Origin of the sequence: Micromonospora sp. CPCC 205546 (assembly GCF_036902715.1) — a bacterium.
Classification (GTDB): domain Bacteria; phylum Actinomycetota; class Actinomycetes; order Mycobacteriales; family Micromonosporaceae; genus Micromonospora.
On the sequence record NZ_JBAKHL010000089.1, the window covers coordinates 1 to 8,059 of the forward strand.

The 8,059-nt window shown below is 74.7% G+C and carries 5 protein-coding genes; 4 read left to right on the forward strand and 1 reads right to left on the reverse strand.

Annotated features, from left to right (window positions below; genetic code table 11):
- Together V6U77_RS27015 and V6U77_RS27020 are read left to right on the forward strand one after the other, a co-directional pair.
- A partial coding sequence (locus V6U77_RS27015) for a DEAD/DEAH box helicase (protein WP_334609553.1) occupies nucleotides 1-2,583 on the forward strand: 2,583 nt, incomplete at its 5' end.
- Complete coding sequence (locus tag V6U77_RS27020) at nucleotides 2,580-3,728, forward strand: SWIM zinc finger family protein (protein WP_334609554.1); 1,149 nt, start codon at nucleotides 2,580-2,582, stop codon at nucleotides 3,726-3,728. The genes V6U77_RS27015 and V6U77_RS27020, both read left to right, overlap by 4 nt.
- 31 nt (nucleotides 3,729-3,759) lie before the next feature.
- Here the strand turns inward: V6U77_RS27020 and V6U77_RS27025 are convergent, their stop codons facing one another.
- Nucleotides 3,760-4,017, reverse strand: coding sequence for a DUF3040 domain-containing protein (locus V6U77_RS27025; protein WP_334609555.1), 258 nt, complete (start codon nucleotides 4,015-4,017; stop codon nucleotides 3,760-3,762).
- Nucleotides 4,018-4,511: 494 nt separating this feature from the next.
- Here V6U77_RS27025 and V6U77_RS27030 point away from each other — a divergent pair, with 494 nt between their 5' ends.
- The gene (locus tag V6U77_RS27030; RefSeq protein WP_334609556.1) at nucleotides 4,512-6,584 is read left to right on the forward strand and encodes a DUF1800 domain-containing protein; all 2,073 of its coding nucleotides are present in this window, start codon (nucleotides 4,512-4,514) and stop codon (nucleotides 6,582-6,584) included.
- A gap of 8 nt (nucleotides 6,585-6,592) precedes the next feature.
- A complete protein-coding gene (locus tag V6U77_RS27035; protein ID WP_334609558.1) occupies nucleotides 6,593-7,972 on the forward strand; it encodes a DUF1501 domain-containing protein in 1,380 nt (459 codons plus the stop codon).
- Nucleotides 7,973-8,059 lie beyond the last annotated feature (87 nt).

Here is an 8,059-nt window from a genome sequence, read left to right on the forward strand (position 1 = left end):
GGGGCGGACGCCGGGCCCCGCGGGGACGGCCCGCGCGCCGGGCGTCACCGGCCCGCGCCGGGCAGCACCGACCACGCGCGGGGCAGCACCGACCACGCGCCGGGCGCGCTGGTCGCCGACGCGCTCGACGCGCTCACCGACGCCGCCGTGCGGGCCGCCCTGGCGCAGACCGCGCTGGCCCGGGGCGTACGCCCGAACGGCGCCGTGCCGGCCTGGCTGGCCGCGCTCACCGGGCCGGTGCGGGAGTTCGCCGCCGACCCGGCCGGGCTGGGCATCCTGCGCGCCGAACTGGACGCCTGGCAGCGCGACGCGGCCGGCGGCACGGTCCGGGCCAGCTTCCGCCTGGTCGAACCGCCGGCCGACGACGTCACCGAGCCCGTGGTCGTGGTGCCCGTCGACCCGACGGCGACGGTGGGCCAGGCCGGGCGGTGGCGGGTCGAGTTCGGCCTGCAGGCCGCCGACGAGCCGAGCCTGCACGTGCACGCCGGGCAGGTCTGGCGGGCACCGGAGACGGTCGCCGGGCTGGCCGGTCGCGGCGACGACCCGCAGGAGACGCTGCTCGCCGAGCTGGGACGCGCCAGCCGGCTCTGGCCCGAGCTGGACACCGCCCTGCGTACGGCCACGCCGGAGGCCCTGGAACTGGACGTCGAGGGGGCGCACCGGTTCCTGCGCGAGGGCGCGCCGGTGCTGCACGCCGCCGGGTTCGCCGTGCTGCTGCCGTCGTGGTGGCGGCGCCCGTCGTCCCGGCTCGGCGCCCGGCTGCAGGCGCGCAGCCGGACCGCCCCGGGCACCGTCGCCGCCGCCTCCGCGGGCGTGGGGCTGGACGCGCTCGTCGACTACCGCTGGGAGGTCTCCCTTGGCGACCAGCCGCTCACGGCCGAGGAGTTGGCGTCGCTGGCCGCGCTGAAGACCCCGCTCGTGCGGCTGCGCGGGCAGTGGGTGGAGCTGGACCCGAAGCGGCTCGCCGCCGGCCTGCGGCTGCTGCGCTCCTCCGGCGAGCTGACCGTGGCGGACCTGCTGCGGCTCGGCCTGGCCGACGCCGAGCAGCCGGACGCGCTGCCGGTGCTGGAGGTCAGCGCCGACGGCGCCCTGGGCGACCTGCTCGCCGGGACCGTGGAGCGCCGGCTCGCCCCGCTGGACCCGCCGCCGGCGTTCCGGGGCACGCTGCGCCCGTACCAACGGCGAGGGCTGGCCTGGCTGGCGTTCCTGCAGTCCCTCGGGCTCGGCGGGGTGCTCGCCGACGACATGGGGCTGGGCAAGACGGTGCAACTGCTCGCCCTGCTCGCCGGGGACCCGCCGGACGCCGGAGCGACCCTGCTGGTCTGCCCGATGTCGCTGGTCGGCAACTGGCAGCGCGAGGCGGCGCGGTTCACGCCGGGGCTACGCGTACACGTGCACCACGGCGCGGAACGGGCGCGGGGCGAGGCCTTCGGCGCGGCCGTGCACGGCGCGGACCTGGTCCTCACCACCTACTCGGTCGCGGCCCGCGACGCGGTCGACCTGGCCGGCGTCGACTGGCGGCGGGTGGTCCTCGACGAGGCCCAGGCCGTCAAGAACGCCGCCACCCGGCAGGCTGAGGCGGTCCGCGCGTTGCCCGCCCGGCACCGGATCGCCGTCACCGGCACGCCGGTGGAGAACCGGCTGGCGGACCTCTGGTCGATCATGCAGTTCGCCAACCCGGGCCTGCTGGGACCGGCGGCGACCTTCCGCAAGAAGTACGCCGAACCGATCGAGCGGCACGGCGACGCCGAGGCGGCCGAGCGGCTGCGCCGGATCACCGGCCCGTTCGTGCTGCGCCGGCTCAAGACGGACTCCTCGATCATCTCCGACCTGCCGGAGAAGCTGGAGATGGAGGTGCTCTGCAACCTCACCGCCGAGCAGGCCTCGCTCTACCGGGCGATCGTCGACGACATGCTGGCCCGCATCGAGTCCAGCGACGGCATCGAGCGCCGCGGGCTGGTCCTCGCCGCCATGACCCGGCTCAAGCAGGTCTGCAACCACCCCGCGCAACTGCTGCGCGACGGCTCGGCCCTGCCCGGCCGCTCCGGCAAGCTGGCCCGCCTGGAGGAGATCCTGGAGGAGGTCCTGGCGGCGGGGGAGCGGGCCCTGCTCTTCACCCAGTACGCCGAGTTCGGCGGGATGCTGCGCGGGCACCTGTCGGCCCGCTTCGGTCGTGAGGTGCTCTTCCTGCACGGCGGCGTCGGCAAGGCCGACCGGGACGCCATGGTCACCCGGTTCCAGTCCCCGCGCGGACCGGCCGTCTTCGTCCTGTCGCTCAAGGCCGGCGGCACCGGGCTCACCCTCACCGAGGCCAACCACGTGGTGCACGTCGACCGGTGGTGGAACCCCGCCGTCGAGGACCAGGCCACCGACCGGGCGTTCCGCATCGGCCAGCGGCGTCGGGTGCAGGTGCGCAAGTTCGTCTGCGCCGGCACCGTGGAGGAGAAGGTGGCGGCGCTGATCGCCGACAAGCGCAGCCTCGCCGCCTCGGTCGTCGGCGCCGGCGAGCAGTGGGTCACCGAGCTGTCCACCACGCAGCTACGCGAGCTGTTCACCCTGGAGGCCGGGGCGGTGGTGGAGTGAGCGGGCAGCCGGCGGGCGAGGACGGGGCGGGCGGCCGGTTCGCCGACTACGGCCGGCCACGCCGGATCGACGGCGGGCTGAAGGCGCGCAGCACCCGGGGCGCCATCGGCCGGTCCTGGTGGTCCCGGCGCTTCCTGGAGGTGCTGGAGTCCTTCGCCCTCGGCACCCGGCTGACCCGCGGTCGGTCGTACGCGCGGGCGGGCCAGGTGGTCCGCCTGGAGGTGGCCCCCGGCACCGTCGAAGCCGTGGTGCAGGGCTCCCGCCCGAGGCCGTACGAGGTGAGCATCGCCCTGCCGGTGTTCCCGGGGGCGCTCTGGGCCCGAGTCGAGCAGGAACTGGCCGCCCAGGCGTTCTTCAGCGCCCGGCTGCTCGCCGGTGACCTGCCCCCGGAACTGGAGGAGCTGTTCGCGGCGGCGGGCGCCCCGCTCTTTCCCGCCGGTGTGGCCCAGCTGCGTCAGCGGTGCAGCTGCCCCGACTTCGCCGTGCCCTGCAAGCACCTCGCGGCCACGTTCTACCTGCTCGCCGAGGCGTTCGACGCCGACCCGTTCCAGTTGCTGCACTGGCGGGGCCGCAGCCGCACGGAGTTGCTCGGCCGGCTGCGCGTCCTGCGGGCCGGCACCGCGGGCGTCGACGAGCGGCCGGACCCGTCACCCCCAGGATCACCGCGCCGGCGCCGCGCCGGTACCGGGCCGTCCACGACGGACCGCGCCGAGCCGGAGGCCGGCACGGCATCACCGTCCACGGTGGAGCGTGACCGGCGTGCCGCCGGCGAGCCGGCCGGAGCGGATGCCGGGCACGGCGAAGCGGGCCGGGCCGGGCCGGACGCCGGGCACGGCGAAGCGGGCCGGGCCGGGCCGGATGCCGGGCACGGCGAAGCGCGCCGGGCCGGGCCGGATGCCGGCCGGGACACCGTGGACGTCCCGCCGGTCGGGGCGGCCCGGGCGCTCGCCGGCCTGCCGCCGGCGCCGCTGGCCGAGGCGGTCGACCGGTTCTGGCTGCCCCCGGTCCCGTTGCCCGACCGGCCACCCAGCCTGTCGACCGGACCGGACCTGCTGCTGCGGCAGCTCGGCGCGCCGGCTCCCGCGCTGGGCGGGCCCGGCCTCGTCGAGCGGCTGCGGCGGGCGTACCGACTTCTCGGCCGGTGAGGCCGCCGGCGCGACGGTGCGGGCCCGCGGGTCACAGCCAACGGCGGCGGAACCGCCACATCATCGCCGCGTTGGCCACCAGGACCACCGCGCAGACGGCCCCGGCCAGCCGGCCGGCCAGCACGGTCATCGCCGGCAGCGAGGCCCACAGCACGATCGTCAACAGCATCAGCCATCGACCGCGACGGGCCCGGGCCCGGTTGTCGAGCCGGGCGAAGAACGCCGGATCGCTCTCCCGGAGCTGACGGGTGATCTGCTCGAACCTGCGCTGATCCTCTTTGCTGAGCATGTGCCTTCCCCTCACGTGTTCAGCGGTTCGGCGGCATACCCGCTGCGGCGGCGGCTCACGCTCCCGTCCTGCTGCTACTTTCGGCCTTCCGGGCGCAGCCGCTCCGGCCGCGCGGGGGACCGCCCGCGCCGCCGGCGGCGGGGGACCGCCTGCGGGAGGCGTGGGCGCCTCAGCGCGGGCTTATCCGAACCTTAAATTTGCCTGTGGCGATGTATGTGCGCTCCCGTCCCGTCGCGGCCGGAAACGCCGCGTCCGGGCCCGGCCGTGCCACGTACGCCCTGCTCGCGAGGTCCGTGCCGACCCGCGCGCAAATCCGCCGCCGCCGAGGGGCGCTGAGCGGCGCCTTAAGTGCCGTCCCGGGGGCTTCCGGTGCTGCTTGAAGGCGCTCGGGCGCTTCACTACCTTCCGGTGACAACCCCCTCAGGCACGAGCCGCCGCACCTGCACCCCGTGTCCGGTGCCAGTCGTCGCGGCGTAGCAGAAACGGATTGGTACATGGCCGACCAGAATGTGCCACCACGTCGACCGCGGGACGACCGCGGATGGGACGGGCGTCAGTACCCCGCCGCCGACGGTCACCGCGACACCTACACCCCCACCCCGTACGGCCACGACGCGCGCGCCCCGCACCAGGGTGGACACCCCGCCGACCCGCGCGGACAGTACGCCCACGCCGGACAGCCGGCCGCCCGCGGACCGCAGTGGGTCGGCCCGGACGGCTTCGCGCGGCAGGCCGGCGCCCCGTCGGCCGGGCCGGGACTGCCCAACCTGGACGACGGCGACGAGCCGGAGCGCAAGGTCGGCCGCCGCAAGGCCCTCGTGGCCCTCGGCGGCACCGCGGCCGTGGTGGCCGGTGGCGCCGCCCTGGCGATGACCCCGCAGATCCGGGGCCTCTTCGGCGACGACGCGGTGGCCGGTGACGCCACCGGCACCACGGTCACCGACGGCACCCCCGCCCGACCGAGCGGCCAGCAGCCGAGCACGGTGCGCACCTACACCGAGCAGAACGAGAGCTACATGGGCTCCCGGGCCGGCGAGGCGCTGAAGAAGAACGCCCCGGCCGGCGGCCGGACCTTCTCCGGGCCGGCGGCCGCCGCCGCGGAGACCAAGGTGACCGTCAAGACGGTGCTCGCCAAGGACCCGGTCCTGCACCTGGCCCGGCGGGCCACCTTCGGCGCCACCGCGCAGGTCGTCGCCGAGATCAAGGAGCGGGGCATCGACGGCTGGCTGCGCTGGCAGCTCGACCCCGACAAGATCGCCCCGACGAAGGCCGAGCTGAAGCTCGCCGAGCTGCCGACGCTGAAGCTGAGCACGGCGCAGCTGCGCGAGCAGCGCGAGCAGCTCAACGAGCGCGGCGCGCAGCCGGAGAAGGAGATGGTGGACGCCACCATCGCCCGGCAGATCTGGTCGAAGCGGCAGCTGTTCGAGGTGATGGTCGACTTCTGGAACGACTTCCTGCACGTCGCCGCGGACTTCGACGGCGGCGAGGTCCACCGCGCGTCCTTCGACCGCGACGTCGTGCGGGCGCACGCCCTCGGCAGCTACCCGGAGATGCTGCTCGCCGCGAACCGGCACCCGGCGCTGCTGCTCTACCTCAACCAGAACGACTCCCGCGCCGACGCGGTCAACGAGAACCTGGCCCGGGAGAACCTGGAGCTTTACTCGGTCGGCGTCGACGGCGGCTACACCGAGAAGGACGTCCGGCAGGCGGCCCTGCTCCAGACCGGCCGGGGCGTCAACGACGGCAAGTACGTGTTCCGCCCCGAGCGGCACTACGTCGGCAAGGTTAAGGTCCTCGGCTTCACCCACGCGAACAACTCGAAGGACCCGAAGAAGGCCGAGGCGGCCATCGACGCGTACCTGACGTACATCGCGCTGCACCCCTCCACCGCGAAGTACGTGGCGCAGAGCCTCGCCACCCGGTTCGTCTCGGACACCCCGCCGAAGTCCCTCGTGGAGCGGCTGGCGAAGACGTACAGCGCCAACAAGGGCATGATCAAGCCGGTGCTGATGACGCTGTTCAGCTCCTCGGAGTTCTGGGCGGCGGTGGGCCAGAAGGTGCGTCGACCGATGGAGTACCTCGTCGCCACGTACCGGGCCCTGGGGGTGTCCCCGGAGGCGTCGCCGAGGCACGACAACGGCGACAGCAAGCGCACCCCGTACGCCCGGGGGCTGCGGCAGGTCCACGACCGGATGCGCGAACTGGGCCAGTACCCGATGGGCCAGCCGACCCCCGACGGCTACCCCGACGTGTACGTGGCCTGGACCTCCGCCGGCACCATGGTCAACGGTTGGAACGAGGCGGGCGAACTGCTCGCCGGCCGGCGCACCGTGTTCACCTACACCCCGGCCGAGAAGCTGGTGGCCAGGCCGCCGGCCACCGCCGGGGCGTACGTGGACGCGCTGGCCCTGCGGCTGGTGGGTCAGAAGCTGAGTGCCAGGGAACGGTCCCTGATCCTCGGCGTGGCCGGCGTGTCGGCCGGCGACAAGGTCGACGCCACGTTCGACGGGGCCGTCACCGCCGTCGCGCGGGCGATCCTCGCTTCCCCCCAGCACCACCTCCGGTGAGGCACCCGATGGAGAAGACTGTGCACACGTTCCCCCTGCACCCCGAATGCCCCGACCTGCGGCGGCTGGCCGACGACCCGGCCGAGGCGCTGCTGCGGGCCGAGGCCGACATCGTCGCCGCCGAGAACGCCGCCGAGGCCGACCGCTACCGGCGGCTGGAGGAGCTGGAGGAGGCCCAGCAGGACGGCCGTGGCGTGACCCGGCGTACGTTCGTGGCCGGCGCCGCCGCCACCGCCACCGCCCTCGCGACCGCCCAGTTCGTCACCACCTCGGCCTCGTTCGCGGCCACCAAGACCGGCACCCTGATCCACGTCTTCCTCTACGGCGGGCTGGACGGGCTGAGCCTCGTCGCCCCGGCGGACGACCCGGTGCTCGCCAAGGCCCGCCCCGACCTGCTGCTCGCCGACGACTCCCTGGCGCTGGGCCGTGGCTTCAAGCTGACCAGCGCGTTCAAGCCGCTGGAGAAGTGGCTGAGGAGCGGCAACCTCGGCTTCGTCCCGGGGGTCTCCGACGAGCGGCTGTCCCGCAGCCACTTCCAGGCCGCGGACGCCTGCAACCTGGGCGGGCTGCCCAGCGAGACCGGCGGCCGGGGCTGGCTGGACAGCCTGGTCGACACGCTCGGCACCGGCACCGCGTTCCGCAGCGTCGGCATCGGCAGCACGCTGCCGCGCTCGCTGGTCGGCAACAACGGCGCGCTCTCCCTCAACAGCGTCGGTTCGCTGCGCCTCAACGGCGACGACCGGTACCGGGCCGCGACCGAGAAGGCGATCAAGGGGCTCTTCACCGGGATCAACCACCCGGTGCAGGAGGCCGTGCAGGACGGCCTTGGCGCGCTGGCCACCGCGCAGCGCCTCGCCGCGAAGCCGTACCAGCCGGCCGAGGGCGTGGAGTACAAGGGCGTCGGCTACGCGTTCCAGCAGCTCGCCCAGCTCATCAAGGGCGGGGCGAACGTCCGGGTCGCCACCGTCGGGATGGGCGGCTACGACACCCACGAGAACCAGGGCACCCGCGACGGCGGTCAACTGCACCGGCGGCTCAACGAGCTGGCCGGCGCCATGGCGGCGTTCTTCACCGACCTCGGGGAGAAGTCGGCCGACGTGACCATCATGGTCTCCAGCGAGTTCGGCCGGCGGGTCGCCTCCAACGGCGGCGGCACCGACCACGGTCACGGCGGGGTGGTCACCGTGCTCTCCGGCCGCAAGCTCGCCGGCTCGCTGCTGGGCACCTGGAACGGGCTCGACGACCTGGACTCCGGCGACGTGCCCGAGTACAACAACATGTTCAACGTCTACGGGGCCGTCGCGCAGGGCCGCTTCGGGCTCACCAACGCGGAGGTGGACAAGATCTTCCCCCGGCAGAAGTACCGTCCGATGAAGCTGTACGCGTGACGTACCCGCGCACCCACGCCGCCGGCCGGATCACCGGGCTGGTCGCCGGCTACCTGCTGCTCGTGCAGGTGCTGATGATGAGCCGGC

Coding starts and splice junctions, on each gene's coding strand:
- V6U77_RS27030 (WP_334609556.1), top strand. CDS start 4,512: ATGGCCGACCAGAATGTGCCACCACGTCGACCGCGGGACGACCGCGGA.
- V6U77_RS27035 (WP_334609558.1), top strand. CDS start 6,593: ATGGAGAAGACTGTGCACACGTTCCCCCTGCACCCCGAATGCCCCGAC.
- V6U77_RS27025 (WP_334609555.1), bottom strand. CDS start 4,017: ATGCTCAGCAAAGAGGATCAGCGCAGGTTCGAGCAGATCACCCGTCAG.